The following is a 14,852-nucleotide window of genomic DNA, read 5'->3' on the forward strand; positions in this document are numbered from 1 at the left end:
AGACTACGAGGCGAATCCGACCGGTCAGGAGTAGGGATGAAGAAACTACTCGCGGGAGTGACGGCGCTGGTAACCGTCGGTGCCACAGGGTGTTTCGGCGTCAATACCGCGACGGCCGACGAGTCGCCCATCGGCGGCCCACCGACCCCGGGGGCACCCGGCGACCAGACGGCGTTCGCCCTCGGAGGCGCTCACGTTGCGGGCATCCCCTACGACGAATACATCCGCCAAGAGGGCGCCCATTGGTTCCCCGGCCAGAAGCGCGAGATCGTCCCCTACCCGGCGGGTCAGATTCAGGGGCACGTGCTGGAGCGGCTCTTCCCGGGCATCGGCAAGCTCGATGAGCAATTCCCGGGCCTGGGCGTGGACGGGCCCAGCATCGGCGAGTCGGTCGTCGAGGGAATAGACAACCTCGATGCGGCGGTCCGCACCGGCCGCCCGGGCACGGCCATCGGCTTGTCCGAGGGTGGGTTTGTGGTCGACGGCGAGCAGGCGCGGCTGGCAAATGACCCGACCGCTCCCCCGCCGGACAAACTGAACTTCGCCACATTCGGCGACCCGATCGGGCACCATGCCTTCGGTCAGAGCTTCCTGACCGCCATGTTCCCCGTCGGCAGCGTCGTCCCCGCACTGGACTACACCATGCCGCCCCAGTACGAGAGCCAGTACGACACAAACAGGTTCGTGGCGTCCTACGACTTGATCGCCGACTTCCCAGACCGGCCGGACAACATGTTCGCCCTCGCGAACACGCTGCTGGGCCTGGCCACCGGTCACACGGCGGTGGCCTTCACGAACCCGAGCATGGTGCCGCCGCAGAACATCAGAACAACGATCAACTCCAGGGGCGCGAAAGACACGACGATCATGGTTCCGGAAAAGCACCTCCCGCTCGTCATGCCGCTCAAATACGTCGGGATTGACGAGGACACGCTGAACAAGCTCGACGCGATCCTGATTCCCCGGGTGAATGCGGGTTACGCGCGCAACGACGACCCGTCGACCGCTCCGGTCCAGGTGGATCCGGTGCACGGCTTCGACCCGGCCGAAGTCATCGCCCCAGTCAACCAAGCGGCACTCGGCAGTGGCGACCCGCTTACACAGATCCTCAGCGGTGCCATGTCCGCGCTGTCCCCCGGCACCGACTGAGCACGCGCCTATGTCTCAGTCATCGATCCTCTCCATGCTGCACGGACGTGCCAGCCTGCGGCCCCACGAAGTGGCCTACACGTTCACCGACTATCAGCACGACTGGGCTGGCGTGCGCGAGACGCTCACGTGGTCGCAAGTATCGCGCCGAACGCTCAATGTGGCGCGCGACCTCGGCCCGCACGGGTCGATCGGGGACAGGGCGGTGATCCTGGCGCCCCAGGGCATGGATTACGTCGCGGCGTTCCTGGGGTCCATGCAGGCCGGGCTCATCGCCGTTCCGCTGCCGCTACCGCATCGCGGCTCGAGCGATGAGCGGGTAGGCGCGGTCCTCGCCGACACCTCGCCGTCGGTGGTTCTCACGACGTCCGACGTCGCGGAAGACGTCGCCGAATATGTCGATCAGGCGCGCATGGACGATGTCCCCAAGATCGTCGAAATCGATTCGATGAACCTCGATGGCGAAGGCGAAACGAGCGTTCCGACGGACGATTTGCCCAGCGTCGCGTATTTGCAGTACAGCTCGGGTTCGACCCGGACGCCGACCGGGGTGATGATCTCGCATCGGAATCTCGAGGCGAATTTCGCACAGCTGATGCGCAGCTTTTTCGTCGACTTCGGAACCACCATCCCGTCGCAGGCCACGATCGTGTCGTGGCTGCCCTTCTACCACGACATGGGTCTCGTGCTGGGAGTCTGCGCGCCCATCCTGAGCGGCCACCGCGCCGAGCTGACGAGCCCGGTCGGGTTCTTGGAGAGGCCGGCCAGGTGGCTGCGGGCGCTGGCCGAAAATCCTCGCGCGTGGTCGTCCGCGCCCAACTTCGCCTTCGACTTGGCCGCCCGCAAGACCACCGACAAAGACCTGGCCGGGCTGGACCTCGGCGACGTGCTGGGCATCATCAGCGGCGCCGAGCGCGTCGAGCCCGCCACCTTGCACCGCTTCGTGGATCGGTTCGCGCACTTCAATTTCCGCGACCACATGATGCGCCCGTCATACGGTTTGGCGGAGGCCACCGTCTTCGTGGCGACCGGCACCTGGAGTGAATCCGCGCCGGCGGCCCACTTCGACGTCGACGAACTGGGCGCGGGCCGCGTCCGGCCGTGCTCGTCCGGCAATGCTGGGAAGGCTGGGAAGGCTGCGTCGCTCGTCAGGTACAGGGTGCCGCAGTCGCCCACGCTGCGGATCGTCGACAGCGAGACCAGCCGCGAATGCCCGCCGGACGCGATCGGCGAAATCTGGGTGCATGGCGAGAACGTCGCCGACGGCTACTGGCGCAAGCCGCCCTCCGAGCAGCGCTGCTTCGGCGCCACCCTCGTCGACCCGTCGCCGGGGACGCCCGACGGCCCCTGGCTGAGAACCGGCGACCTGGGTTTCATCCACTCGGGTGAGCTGTTCATCGTCGGCCGCATGAAGGATCTGCTGATCATCCGCGGGCGCAACCACTATCCCGAGGACATCGAGGCGACGGTCCAAGAGATCACGGGCGGTCGGGTCGCGGCGATATCGGTTCCGGTGAACAGTACCGAAAAGCTGGTCACCGTCATCGAGCTCAAGAAGCGGGGCGGTTCCACCGAGGAGGCCCAGGACGATAGGCACTGGCTCACCTCCGTCAAGACCGACGTCACCTCCGCGATTTCCAATACGCACGGCGTCAATGTCGGGGACCTCGTCCTGGTCTCGCCCGGATCCATTCCCACCACGACCAGCGGCAAGATTCGGCGCGCCGCGTGTGTGGAGCAGTACAGCCAGCAGCAATTCGCCCGCTTGGACGCCTGAACCGCAGCGGTGGACGCGCGCGCGCCGACCGGAAGCGCGCTTCGCATAATGGTTCCACCCCCCGCAGCGGCAAAGGAGCCACGATGAGCACCACCAGCACTGACCGTCCCCTACGCGTCATCCAGTGGACGACCGGGAACATCGGGCGGCGCTCGCTGCACGCCATCATCGGGCGCCCCGACATGGAACTGGTCGGCGTGTACGCGCACGGCGAGGACAAGGTCGGCGTGGACGCCGCCGAGCTGGCGGGCTGGCCGGAACCGACCGGGGTGCAAGCGTCCAACGACATCGACGCGCTGCTCGCCCTGGGCGCCGACGCGTGTTGCTACAACCCGCTGTGGCCCAGCGTCGACGAGCTGGTGCGACTGCTGGAATCGGGAGTCAACGTGTGCACCAGCGCGGCGTGGATCACCGGCGGCAAGCAGACGCCCGACGACCGTCGACGCATCGAGGACGCCTGTCAGAAGGGCAAGTCGACGATCTTCGGCAGCGGCGCGCACCCGGGCATGACCAACATGGTCGGCATGGTGCTGTCCGCATCCTGTGAGCGCGTCGACGAGATCCGAATCACCGAGTCGGTGGACTGCTCGACCTACGAATCGGCGGAAACCCAAACGGCCATGGGGTTTTCGCAAGACCCCGACACCCCGGGCCTGGCCGAAAACGTGCGGCGGGAAAGCGAGGTCTTCGCCGAGTCGGCGGCGATGATGGCCGACGCGATCGGGGCGAAGCTGGACAAGATGACCTTCGACGTCACGTTCACCGCGGCGACTGGTGACTCCGATCTGGGGTTCATGAAAATCCCCGCCGGAACCGTGGGCAGCGTCTATGGATACCACCGCGCCTGGGTCGGCGATCGCAACGTTGTCAGCGTCGGATTCAACTGGACCATGGGCAGCCACGTCGTCCCGCCCAAACCGCTCGAGCACGGGCACGTCATTCAGGTGTTCGGGCTGCCCAACATGCGGACCGTTCTGCACTGTCTGCCGCCCAAAGACTGGACGGAGCCCGGGTTCATGGGATTGGGAATGATCTACACCGCGATGCCCGTGACCAATGCCGTCCCGGCGGTGGTGGCGGCCCGGCCGGGCATCGTGACGCTCGCGGATTTGCCGCCGGTGACCGGCCGTCTCGCCCAATAGGGGATATGCCGTTCGCCACACGCGGCGGCCCCCAGGAGGAACGCTTGCGTGCACTAAGGTTAGGATGCCTAGCTGAGCAAATTTTCCGTTGACATCGGTGTCGTCGGCGATGGTTGGTGAGCTTTGCGGCAAGGCCCGAAGCGGTGGGCGAAAGGCGGTCAGGTGATGGCTGATCCGAAATCAGGTCCTCGCCCCGGCGTCTTGACCCGCGCGCTGAAAAGTGGGTGGATTCCGCTGCTGCTGGTGGTCGTTCTGGCTTTGTCTGCACTCGTGGTGTCGCGGCTGCACAAGCTCTTCGGCTCAGAAGATCTCAACGCGAACGCCGGCAAGGGAATCGAAATCGTGCAGTTCAACCCGAAGGTCGTCGTCTACGAGATTTCCGGCGCCCCGGGCACCACGGCGAACATCAACTACTGGGACGAAAACGCCAACACACATCAGGTCAACAACGCCCCGCTGCCATGGTCGACCACGATTTCGACCACGCTGCCCTCGGTGAGCGCCAACATCATGGCGCAAAGCAACGGCAGCACGATCAACTGCAAGATCACCGTGGACGGCGTCGTCCGCGACAACCAGAACTCCGACGGCCATAACGCCCAGACCTTCTGCTTGGTGAAGTCCGCATGAGCAATGTGAACAACGAGACCGAACGCGACCTGAGCGCCGCCGATACCGGCCCCATCAAAGCGGGGGGCCTGTCCAAGGCCGAGCGCGGCCACCGCCCCTACCTCCCCCATGCGATCCGCATCTTTGCGATCCCGATCATCCTGGGCTGGGTCGTGATAACGGTTTTGGTGAACGTCCTGGTCCCCTCCCTGGAAGTGGTCGGCGAGGCGCATTCGGCGCCGATGACTCCCCTGGACGCGCCGTCGATGAAGGCGATGATGCGCCTGGGCAGTAACTTCCACGAATTCAACTCGAACAGCACTGTGATGATCGTCCTGGAGGGTCAGCAGCCGCTGGGCCCGGATGCGCACAAGTATTACGACAAGCTGATCCGAGACCTGCGCAAGGATCCCGCGCACATCCAGCACATCCAGGACTTCTGGGGCGACCGCCTGACCGCCGCGGGAGCGCAGAGCGCCGACGCCAAGGGCGCGTACGTGCAGGTGAATCTCGCCGGTAATCAGGGCACCACGCAGGCCAACGATTCCGTGGACGCCGTCCGCAAGGTCATCGACGAGAACAAGGCGCCACCCGGTGTGAAGGCCTATGTCACCGGTCCCGCGGCGCTGTCCGACGACATGCACATCATCGGTAATGCCAGCCTGGCCAAGATCACGCTGTTCACCCTGGGCGCGATCGCGATCATGCTGCTGCTGGTCTACCGGTCGATCGTCACGACGCTGATCCAGCTTTTCATGACCTTCGTGGCGCTGGCGTGCGCGCGGGGTGTCGTCGCGGTTCTGGCCTATAACAACGCATTTGGGCTCACCACGTTCGCCGCCAACATCCTCACCATGCTGGCGATTGCCGCGGGAACCGACTACGGCATCTTCCTCGTCGGGCGATATCAAGAAGCGTTGGCCGCCGGCGAGGACCGAGAAACCGCTTACTACACCACATTCAAGGGCGTCGCCCCGGTCGTCCTGGGCTCCGGACTGACGATCGCGGGAGCCACCTACTGCCTGAGTTTTACCCGGCTGCCCTGGTTCAACACTATGGGCGCGCCGGTGGCGATCGGCATGCTGGTCGTGGTGCTCGCCGGGCTTTCCCTCGGTCCGGCGGTCGTTTTCATCGGCAGTCGCTTCCACCTCTTCGAAAGGCAGGCGAAGCGAGGGCGACTGTGGCGCCGGGTGGGTACCGCGGTCGTGCGTTGGCCCGCACCCATTTTGGCCGTCAGTGCCGCGATCGTGCTGGTCGGCATGGTGGCGCTGCCGGGCTTCAAGCCCAGCTACAACGATCGGCACTACCTGCCGTTGTCAGCCCCAGCCAATCAAGGGCAAGAGGCCGCGAACCGGCACTTCTCCGAGGCCCGGATGAACCCTGACTTGTTGATGGTCGAAGCCAACCATGACATGCGAAACCCGGCCGACATGCTGGTGTTGGACCGGGTGGCGAAAAACGAGATGCGCACGCTCGGCATCGCCATGGTTCAGGACATCACCCGGCCGCTGGGAATTCCCATCCAGCACAGCTCGATTCCATTTCAGAACAGTGTCCAGAGCCAGACGACGATGCAGAACATGGGCTTCCTCAAAGAGCGTATGAACGACATCCTCAAGATGGCCGATGACCTGCAGACCCAGATCGACACGACACAGCGCCAATACGAGGTGTCGCTCGATTTGGCGAACGCCGCCGACGACAGCGCCAAGACCACGCAGGTGACGTCGCAGATCACCGACAGCCTGCGCGACCACATCGCCGATTTCGACGACACGTTCCGGCCGGTCCGCACGTACTTCTACTGGGAGAAGCACTGCTACGACATTCCGGTGTGCATCGGGCTGCGGTCTTTGTTCGACACGTTCGACGGGTTCGACCAATTGGCCGAGCAGTTCCACTATCTGACGACCGACATCACGCACACCGCCAAAGCATCACGCGACCTGACCGAGCTGTTTCCCACGCTGATCGCCACTTTGAAAACGACCAGGGGCATCACGCTGACGCTCTACCAGACGTTCAAGGCGATGATCGACCAGATGGAGGCGATGAGCAACACCGGGATCGTCATGGGGCAGAGCTTTGATCAGTCGAAGAACGACGACTTCTTCTACCTGCCACCAGAAGCCTTTGACAACCCCGACTTCCAGACGGGTCTGCGCATGTTCTTGTCCCCGGACGGTAAGTCGGCGCGATTCTTCATCACCCACCAGGACGATCCGATGACGCCGGAAGGAATTGAACGGGTGGCGGCCGAGCGCACCGCCGCGCAGGAGGCGCTGAAGCAGTCCTCGCTGGCCGACGCCAAGGTGTATCTGGGCGGAACCGCCGCGACGTTCAAGGACATGGCCGACGGTGAGAAGTACGACCTGATGATTGCCGTCATCGCGTCACTGACGCTGATCTTCATGATCATGCTGCTGCTGACCCGAAGCGTGGTGGCCGCGCTGGTCATCGTCGGCACCGCTGCCAGCTCGATCGCGGCGTCCTTCGGTCTGTCCGTGCTGATTTGGCAGGATTTGTTCGGCATCAATATCCACTGGATCGTGATGGCGCTGGCGGTCATCATCCTGCTGGCGGTGGGATCCGACTACAACCTGCTGCTGGTGTCCCGGTTCAGGGAAGAGATCCATCACGGCCTCAAGACCGGGATCATCCGGTCGATGGCCGGGACCGGTGGTGTGGTGACGGCCGCGGGTCTGGTGTTCGCCTTCACCATGGCGTCCATGCTGGGCAGCGATCTGCGGGTGCTGGGTCAGTTCGGGTCGACCGTCTGCATCGGTCTGCTGCTCGACACGCTGATCGTGCGTACGTTGCTGATGCCGTCGATCGCCACGTTGCTCGGGCGGTGGTTCTGGTGGCCGCAGGTGGTGCACCCGCGCGGCGATAACGCGCGACGGCCGGTGCGCGCCACCTAATCCGATGGTGGCGACCCGCCGCGCCCGGCTACACCGCGCTTGCGATCGCCACTAGCGTGGCGCGAGCGCCACGCTCACCGCGACCGCCCCGGCGCCGACGTGCAGCGCCAGCACCGGTCCCAGCTCGGTGACGATCGCCGGCTCACACGCCGGTAGCCGCTTGCCCAGCGCCGCGGCCACCTCGGCGGCGCCGTCGGGGTTGTTGACGTGGTGCACCGCCAGCGCGGCAGCGCCGTCGCCGACGACCTGGCAGACCCGGTCGATCATCGCCTCCGTCGCGTGACTGACAGTGCGGACCCGTTGGGCCAGAACGAGTTTCCCGTCGTCGATACGCAGCAACGGTTTGAGCGCCAGCGCGGTGCCCAGCCACGCCGCCGCCCCGCCGATGCGTCCGCTGCGGCGCAGGTTGTCCAGCCGGTGCACCACGATGAAAGCGTGCCCGCGTGCCACGGCCGCGCGCGCGGCGTCCGCGACGGCGTCGACGTCTTTACCGTCGGCGGCGGCCCGGGCGGCGGCCAGGGCGACGAAGCCGGTGCCCATCGCGGCCGATTTCGAGTCGACGACCCGAACGTTGGGATCCAGGTCGGCCGCGGTGCGCTCGGCGGCCCGGCAGGTGCCCGACAGTGCCGACGAAATATGCACGGCCACAACGCCGTCGGCTCCGCTGTCGGCCAACGCCTGCTGGTACGCGTCGGCGAGTTCGGCCGGGGTGGCCGCCGCGGTGGTCGCCGCCAGCTTGTGGATGTCACCCGGAATGTCGTCCACACCGTCACGCAGATCGTTGCCGTCGAGCAGGATGTGCAGGGGAACGACGCGGATCCCCCACTTGTCGAGCAGGTCGGCCGGCAGCCGGGCCGACGAGTCGGTCACCACAATTACGGTCACGAGCGCTACCCGCGTGGCTTCTCGTTGGCCACGCCGGGCTGATTGCGCGGCTCCTCCTCATCGCGCTGCGCGCTCTGCATCGTCGCCACGCCGGCCTCGGCGAGCGCCTTGAGCATCAGCTCCGCGACCGCCTGGTGGGCCTCGAAATTCCAATGGATCCCGTCAGGATTTCCCCGACCACTCATGACCTGTTCTGCGACAGCGGCTTTGAGATCGACCAGGGGTACATCGTGTTTTTGCGCCCATTCGGTGATCGCGGCCACGGTGCCCGCCCGGCCGCGGTGTGCCCTACCGTAGGTGTCGGCGATGTGCACCGACGGCAGCGACGCCACGATCGGAATCCCGGGACGGTTGAAATCGATTGCGCCACGGGTCTGTTCGAGATAGTCGGCACTCAGGTGCGGCGGCAGCGCGGGCCTGGCCACCGGGGAGAGCCTGGGCTGCAGCCACCCGTAGCCGTCGCGGACCCAGCGTCGCAGCCAGGGCGGGCGCACGTAGCGGATCAGCTCACGCAGCGCGGTGGGCAGCACCGAGGGCAGCGAATCCATTCCCCCGGTGGCGAAGATGACGGCGCCCGCGCGCGGTAGCGCGGCCCACGCCCGCGGGTCCTGGGTCGCCGCCCACCAGACGTCCCGGCACGTCCAGCCGATGCGGCCGATCAGCTCCACATCCCAACCCAATTGGGCGGCAACGATGTTCGGCCAGATGCGAGGATCGTCGGCGGGCAGCCCTCCGGTGGGACCGTAGTAGGCCAGCGAGTCGGCGAAAATCAGCAGTGTCGGCCTGTGCCGCTGCTCAGAGGACATCGTTGGACACCTGTGCCGAGGCGTTCCACACATCAAGACGCCAGCGGATGTTCTCGAACTCGTCGCCCTCGTCGCCGGAATGACCGGAAAGCTGAACCCAGCTGGCGTTGCCCATGCCACCCAGAATTGGCCAGTTGGCGACGGGAAGCTTGAGCAACGCGGCCGACAGCGCGGCGATCAGTCCCCCGTGGGCCACCAGCACCACCGGGCGATCCGGTCCGTGGGGGTCGCCCCATTCCCGTTCCCCGGACACCAATTCGGCGACCAGCGGCACGCTGCGCGCCGCGACGTCCACCCGGCTTTCGCCGCCATGCGGGGCCCACGTGGCGTCCTCGCGCCACGCCAGCCGGGCGCCGGGTGCCTGCGCGTCGACCTCGGTGTGGGTCAATCCCTGCCAGTCGCCCAGATGCGTCTCCCGCAGCCGCTGATCGACCCGGATCGCCAAGCCGGTCCGCTCCCCCAACCTGACCGCGGTGTCATAGGCGCGATGCAGATCCGACGACACGATCAGCAACGGCTGCACCTTGCCCAGCACCTCGGCGGCCGCGATAGCCTGCGCCCGCCCGAGTTCGCTGAGTTCGGAATCGAGCTGACCCTGCATGCGGCTGCCCGCGTTGAACTCGGTTTGCCCGTGCCGCAACATGATCAGCCGACGAATCTTCATGGCGCGCTCGCGTCTTCGGAGTCCCCGCCGCGCTCGTCCAGGTCCACCGGCACCACCGGGCAGTCGCTCCACAGCCGGTCCAGGGCATAGAAGTCACGATCGTCCTGGTGCTGAATGTGCACGACGATGTCGCGATAGTCCAGCAGCGTCCAACGGCCTTCGCGGGTGCCCTCGCGGCGCGCGGGTTTGTATCCCGCCTTGCGCATCTTCTCCTCGACCTCGTCGACGATGGCGTTGACCTGTCGCTCGTTGGACGCCGAGGCGATCACGAAGCAGTCGGTGATGGCGAGCTGGGCGGAGACGTCGATGACGACGACGTCGTCGGCGAGCTTTGCGGCGGCGGCGCCGGCGGCCACCGCCGCCATGTCGATGGCTTCCTGCGTGGCGCTCATGAGAGATCCCCTGGGGTCAGGCTGGTTTCGTTCACGGCCACCGCCGGTCCCGCGTCGGCGCGGTAGAGCCGGCGCTTGGAGACGTACTGCACGACGCCGTCGGGCATCAGGTACCACAGCGGTCGCCGCTGCGCCGCACGCCCACGGCAATCGGTCGACGAGATCGCGAGTGCCGGTATCTCCACCAGGGTCAGGGCGTCGTCGGGGAGCTCACCCAACACCCCGGTGATGTGTTCGCGCCGCAGCTCGTAACCGGGCCGGCTCACCCCGATGAAGTGCGCCAGCTCGAACAGGGTCTCCCAGCCCTGCCAGGACAGGATCGAGGCCAGCGCGTCGGCGCCGGTGATGAAGTACAGCTCCGAGTCGGGGTTGAGGGCGTGCAGATCGCGCAGGGTGTCCTTGGTGTAGGTGGGGCCGCCGCGGTCGATGTCGACCCGACTGACCGAGAAACGGGGATTGGACGCCGTGGCGATCACCGTCATCAGATACCGGTCCTCGGCGGCGGAGACGTGCCGATCCTTCTGCCAGGGCTGACCGCTGGGCACGAACACGACTTGGTCGAGGTCGAACAGGTCGGCGACCTCACTGGCGGCGACCAGGTGGCCGTAATGGATGGGGTCGAACGTCCCACCCATCACTCCTAACCTGCGAAGCTGCTTTTGCACGATGTGCCAGCTTACTTGAGGCGGGGATGGGGGCATGGCCTAGCTGTTGCCACATGCGCCACATCAGTCCCCGCCCCGTCCGGCATGCCTTGGTGCCCACTTCCGCGCGACAACGCCCGGAGAAACCCTCACACGGGCAGCAGCTGGTCGATCACCGCGGCCAGTTGCTTGGCGGACCGGCATTCGTGCATCGCGATGACCTCTTGATAGCGCGGCACTGCCGAGTCGCCGCTTCCCCACAGATGCCTGGGCTCGGGATTCAGCCAGTGCGCGTGCCGGCTGGCGGTCACCATGTGGGACAGCAGCTCGGTTTCGGGGTTGCGGTAGTTGGTGCGACCATCCCCCAGCACCAACAGCGAGGTGCGCGGGGAGAGCACGTTGGGAAACGCCTGCACGAACGACGCGAACGCGTTGCCGTAGTCGGAATGGCCGTCGCGGCTGTAGACGCCCGACTCCCGGGTGATCCGCTGGATGGCCACGGCCAGGTCGGCCTCCGGCCCGAACATGTGGGTCACCTCGTCGGTGGTGTCGATGAAAGCGAACACACGAACGCGCGAGAACTGTTGGCGCAGAGCGTGTACCAGCAGGAGGGTGAAGTGACTGAACCCGGCGACCGAGCCGGAGACATCGCACAGCACCACCAGTTCCGGCCGCGCCGGGCGCGGCTTGGCCAGCACGACGTCGATGGGCACCCCGCCGGTGGACATCGACTTGCGCAGCGTCTTGCGCAGATCGATCGACCCGGCCCGGCTGCGCCGCCGGCGTGCCGCCAGCCTGGTCGCCAAGGTGCGGGCCAGGGGTGCCACCACGCGGCGCATCTGGCGCAGCTGCTCACCGGAGGCGCGCAGGAACTCGACGTTCTCGGAAAGCTGTGGGATGCCGTACATCTGGACGTGATCGCGGCCCAGTTGCTCCGCGGTGCGCCGCTTGGTCTCGGCGTCGACCATCTTGCGCAACTGGGTGATCCGCTGCGCGGCAAGCGCTTTGGCGATCTCCTCCTGGGAGGGCGTGGGTTCGTCGCCGTATGAGGCGAGCAGCCCCGCCAGCAGCTTGCCCTCGAGTTCGTCCAGGGCCATCGCCTTGAGCGCCTGATACGACGAGAAGGACGGGCCCCTGCTGGAGCTGTATTTCCCATAGGCCTCGACGATGCGGGCGATCATCGCCACCAGACGCTCGTCCATGTCGGCGAGGTCGGGGTTTTCGGCGAGCAGATCCAGCAGCATCTGGCGCATCGCCTCGACGTCGTCGGGCGGCAACGCGTTGTCGTCCGGGGCGTCGTTTGCCTCGTCCTCGGTAACCACCGCGCGGGCGCCCAGCGCCGCCGGGAACCACAGGTCGAACATGGCGTCATAGGTTTCGCGATGGTCCGAGCGGCGCAGCACCGCGCACGCGATGCCCTCGCGCAGTACCTCGCGGTTACCCAGGCCGAGGGTGGCCATCACCCGGCCGGCATCCACCGTCTCCGACGGGCCGACCGAAATCCCCGCCCCGCGAAGCGCTTCCACAAATCCGACCAGATGGCCCGGCAGCCCGTGCGGGGCGAGCGGGCGGGAGGGTCGGATGCGGCGGGCGGCCATGGCGGGGTTCCTAGTTCAGCCGCAGCTCGCCGGCCGCGCGCTGCTGGTCGGATTGATGTTTGAGCACCACGCCCAGCGTGGCGGCGACGACCGCGTCGTCGATGGTGTCCAGGCCCAGTGCGAGCAGCGTGCGACCCCAGTCGATGGTCTCGGCGATGGACGGGACCTTCCTGAGTTGCATCCCGCGCAGCACGCCGATGATGCGCACGAGCTCCTCGGCCAGATGTGCCGGCAACTCGGGAACCCGGGACAACAGGATGCGGCGTTCGAGGTCGGGGCTGGGAAAGTCGATGTGCAGGAACAGGCAGCGACGCTTGAGCGCCTCAGACAGTTCGCGGGTGGCGTTGGAGGTCAGCACCACCAGGGGTGTGCGCTCGGCGGTGATCGTGCCCAGTTCGGGGACGGTCACGGCGAAGTCGGACAACACCTCCAGCAGCAGGCCCTCGATCTCGATGTCGGCCTTGTCGGTCTCGTCGATGAGCAGCACCGTGGGCTCGGTGCGCCGGATGGCGGTCAGCAGCGGACGCTGCAGCAGGAACTCCTCGCTGAACACGTCATCCTTGGTCTGGTCCCAGTCGCCCGAGCCGGCCTGGATGCGCAAGATCTGCTTGGCGTGGTTCCACTCGTAGAGGGCGCGCGCCTCGTCGACCCCCTCGTAGCACTGCAGGCGGACCAGGCCTGACCCGGTGGCCTGGGCCACGGCGCGGGCCAATTCGGTCTTGCCCACGCCGGCCGGGCCTTCCACCAACAACGGCTTGCCGAGCCGGTCGGCCAGGAACACGGCCGTCGCGGTCGCGGTGTCGGGCAGGTAGCCGGTCTCGGCCAACCGCCGCGAGACGTCGTCGATGTCTTCGAACAGCGGCTTTGACCGGGCGGGCACACTCACAATCGGTTCTCCTAAAACACTTTCTCCGCGGGGTATCAGGCCGGACGGGTCTGTCCGTCTCCCCACGCAATCCATTTGGTCGAAGTCAATTCGGGGAGCCCCATCGGACCGCGGGCATGCAATTTCTGGGTGGAGATGCCGATTTCGGCGCCGAAACCGAACTGCTCCCCGTCGGTAAAGGCCGTGGACGCGTTGACCATCACCGCCGCGGCGTCGACGGCATCGGTAAACCGTTGTGCCGCAGCCATATTGGTGGTCACGATGGCCTCGGTGTGGCCGGTGCCGTACTCGTTGATGTGGGCGATCGCGGCGTCGATCCCGTCGACCACCGCCACCGCGATGTCCATCGACAAGTACTCGCGCCGCAGATCGTCCTCGTGCGCGTCCTGGGAGAAACCGCCGTGCACGGTCACACCGGCGCCTTGCAGCGCGGTCACCAGCCGCGGCAGCGCCTCCTCGGCGATCGTGGCATCGACGAGCAGCGTCTCGGCGGCGTTGCAGACGCTCGGCCGGCGCGTCTTCGAATTCAGCAGAATCCGCTCCGCCACATCCAAATCGGCGCCGTCGTGCACGTATACGTGGCAGTTGCCGACCCCGGTCTCGATGGTGGGCACCTGCGCGTCGCGGACCACCGCGTTGATCAAGTTCGCGCCGCCGCGCGGGATCACCACGTCGACCAGGCCGCGGGCCTGGATCAGATGCGTCACCGTGGCGCGGTCGTCGGACGAAAGCAACTGCACCGCATCGGCGGGCAGGTCCTCGCTGACCAGCGACGCCCGCAACACCTGCACCAGCGCCTGGTTGGACCTGGTCGCCGATGAGCTGCCGCGCAACAACACGGCGTTGCCGGACTTCAGCGCCAAACCGAACGCGTCGACGGTCACGTTGGGCCGGCCCTCGTAGATCATTCCCACGACGCCGAGCGGGACCCGCTGCTGGCGCAGCTGCAACCCGTTGGGCAAGGTGTAGCCCCGCAACACCTCCCCGACGGGATCGGGCAGCCCGGCGACCTGATGCAGGCCCGCGGCGATGCCCTCAACGCGCTTGGTGTCCAAGGCCAGTCGGTCAAGCATCGCGGCGGGCGTGCCGCCGGCGCGGGCGGCCTCGACGTCGTCGGCGTTGGCGGACAGGATCAGTTCGGCGTGGGCGGTGATCGCCTCGGCCGCCGAACGCAGCGCCTGGTCTTTGGCGACGGTCGGCAACAACGCCAACACACGGGAGGCGACGCGCGCGCGGCGGGCGGCGTCGTGCACCTCCCGGCGCAAGTCAGGCTCCCGCTGTTGGGTCGCTCCGCTGCGCAATGGTGCCTGCAGACTCATTGAACCAGGGTATCCGGCCCCAAAAGCCCGGGTGACGCGGCCCGATCTATCTCCGATGGT

Annotated in this window: 13 protein-coding genes; 5 read left to right on the top strand and 8 right to left on the bottom strand. The window is 66.6% G+C overall.

Features of this window, described 5'->3' with window-relative positions; genetic code table 11:
* Nucleotides 1-36: 36 nt before the first annotated feature.
* The 5 genes from pe (at nt 37) to ACZ50Z_RS12165 (ending at nt 7,598) form a co-directional block, all read left to right on the top strand.
* Complete coding sequence (gene pe, locus ACZ50Z_RS12145; protein WP_464483777.1) at nt 37-1,149, top strand: acyltransferase PE; 1,113 nt, start codon at nt 37-39, stop codon at nt 1,147-1,149.
* Nucleotides 1,150-1,159: 10 nt separating this feature from the next.
* Nucleotides 1,160-2,926: an AMP-binding protein gene (locus tag ACZ50Z_RS12150; RefSeq protein WP_464483778.1), complete on the top strand. Its 1,767-nt coding sequence runs from the start codon at nt 1,160-1,162 to the stop codon at nt 2,924-2,926.
* A gap of 83 nt (nt 2,927-3,009) precedes the next feature.
* Nucleotides 3,010-4,068 carry an NAD(P)H-dependent amine dehydrogenase family protein gene (locus ACZ50Z_RS12155; RefSeq protein ID WP_464483779.1) on the top strand — a complete coding sequence of 353 codons (1,059 nt, stop codon included), beginning with the start codon at nt 3,010-3,012 and terminating at the stop codon, nt 4,066-4,068.
* A 165-nt stretch (nt 4,069-4,233) separates the two neighbouring features.
* On the top strand, nt 4,234-4,698 hold the full coding sequence (locus tag ACZ50Z_RS12160; RefSeq protein ID WP_464483780.1) for an MmpS family transport accessory protein: 465 nt from the start codon (nt 4,234-4,236) through the stop codon (nt 4,696-4,698).
* Nucleotides 4,695-7,598: an MMPL/RND family transporter gene (locus ACZ50Z_RS12165; RefSeq protein WP_464483781.1), complete on the top strand. Its 2,904-nt coding sequence runs from the start codon at nt 4,695-4,697 to the stop codon at nt 7,596-7,598. Before ACZ50Z_RS12160 ends, ACZ50Z_RS12165 begins: the two co-directional genes overlap by 4 nt.
* 51 nt (nt 7,599-7,649) lie before the next feature.
* Here the strand turns inward: ACZ50Z_RS12165 and ACZ50Z_RS12170 are convergent, their stop codons facing one another.
* From ACZ50Z_RS12170 to ACZ50Z_RS12205, 8 genes are all read right to left on the bottom strand, one after another.
* Nucleotides 7,650-8,483 (bottom strand): DegV family protein, encoded by an 834-nt coding sequence (locus ACZ50Z_RS12170; RefSeq protein WP_464483782.1) that lies wholly within the window; start codon nt 8,481-8,483, stop codon nt 7,650-7,652.
* Nucleotides 8,484-8,488: 5 nt separating this feature from the next.
* Nucleotides 8,489-9,289 carry a diglucosylglycerate octanoyltransferase gene (octT, locus tag ACZ50Z_RS12175; RefSeq protein WP_464483783.1) on the bottom strand — a complete coding sequence of 267 codons (801 nt, stop codon included), beginning with the start codon at nt 9,287-9,289 and terminating at the stop codon, nt 8,489-8,491.
* Nucleotides 9,279-9,953, bottom strand: coding sequence for a glucosyl-3-phosphoglycerate phosphatase (gene gpgP, locus ACZ50Z_RS12180; RefSeq protein ID WP_464483784.1), 675 nt, complete (start codon nt 9,951-9,953; stop codon nt 9,279-9,281). Before gpgP ends, octT begins: the two co-directional genes overlap by 11 nt.
* Nucleotides 9,950-10,345 (bottom strand): ribosome silencing factor, encoded by a 396-nt coding sequence (gene rsfS / locus ACZ50Z_RS12185; RefSeq protein WP_464483785.1) that lies wholly within the window; start codon nt 10,343-10,345, stop codon nt 9,950-9,952. Before rsfS ends, gpgP begins: the two co-directional genes overlap by 4 nt.
* Complete coding sequence (gene nadD, locus ACZ50Z_RS12190; protein WP_464483786.1) at nt 10,342-11,010, bottom strand: nicotinate-nucleotide adenylyltransferase; 669 nt, start codon at nt 11,008-11,010, stop codon at nt 10,342-10,344. The genes rsfS and nadD overlap by 4 nt, the downstream gene beginning before the upstream one ends.
* A gap of 128 nt (nt 11,011-11,138) precedes the next feature.
* A complete protein-coding gene (locus ACZ50Z_RS12195) occupies nt 11,139-12,587 on the bottom strand; it encodes a vWA domain-containing protein (protein WP_464483787.1) in 1,449 nt (482 codons plus the stop codon).
* A 10-nt stretch (nt 12,588-12,597) separates the two neighbouring features.
* The gene (locus tag ACZ50Z_RS12200) at nt 12,598-13,473 is read right to left on the bottom strand and encodes an AAA family ATPase (RefSeq protein WP_464483788.1); all 876 of its coding nucleotides are present in this window, start codon (nt 13,471-13,473) and stop codon (nt 12,598-12,600) included.
* Between the two features lie 35 nt (nt 13,474-13,508).
* On the bottom strand, nt 13,509-14,792 hold the full coding sequence (locus ACZ50Z_RS12205; protein ID WP_464483789.1) for a glutamate-5-semialdehyde dehydrogenase: 1,284 nt from the start codon (nt 14,790-14,792) through the stop codon (nt 13,509-13,511).
* Nucleotides 14,793-14,852: the final 60 nt, after the last annotated feature.

It is taken from the genome of Mycobacterium sp. NTMscope_MAC_269 (genome assembly GCF_976985695.1).

Excerpts from the sequence above, each read along its gene's own strand:
- pe (WP_464483777.1), top strand. The coding sequence starts at position 37 with ATGAAGAAACTACTCGCGGGAGTGACGGCGCTGGTAACCGTCGGTGCC.
- ACZ50Z_RS12150 (WP_464483778.1), top strand. The coding sequence starts at position 1,160 with ATGTCTCAGTCATCGATCCTCTCCATGCTGCACGGACGTGCCAGCCTG.
- ACZ50Z_RS12155 (WP_464483779.1), top strand. The coding sequence starts at position 3,010 with ATGAGCACCACCAGCACTGACCGTCCCCTACGCGTCATCCAGTGGACG.
- ACZ50Z_RS12160 (WP_464483780.1), top strand. The coding sequence starts at position 4,234 with ATGGCTGATCCGAAATCAGGTCCTCGCCCCGGCGTCTTGACCCGCGCG.
- ACZ50Z_RS12165 (WP_464483781.1), top strand. The coding sequence starts at position 4,695 with ATGAGCAATGTGAACAACGAGACCGAACGCGACCTGAGCGCCGCCGAT.
- octT (WP_464483783.1), bottom strand. The coding sequence starts at position 9,289 with ATGTCCTCTGAGCAGCGGCACAGGCCGACACTGCTGATTTTCGCCGAC.
- gpgP (WP_464483784.1), bottom strand. The coding sequence starts at position 9,953 with ATGAAGATTCGTCGGCTGATCATGTTGCGGCACGGGCAAACCGAGTTC.
- rsfS (WP_464483785.1), bottom strand. The coding sequence starts at position 10,345 with ATGAGCGCCACGCAGGAAGCCATCGACATGGCGGCGGTGGCCGCCGGC.
- ACZ50Z_RS12195 (WP_464483787.1), bottom strand. The coding sequence starts at position 12,587 with ATGGCCGCCCGCCGCATCCGACCCTCCCGCCCGCTCGCCCCGCACGGG.
- ACZ50Z_RS12205 (WP_464483789.1), bottom strand. The coding sequence starts at position 14,792 with ATGAGTCTGCAGGCACCATTGCGCAGCGGAGCGACCCAACAGCGGGAG.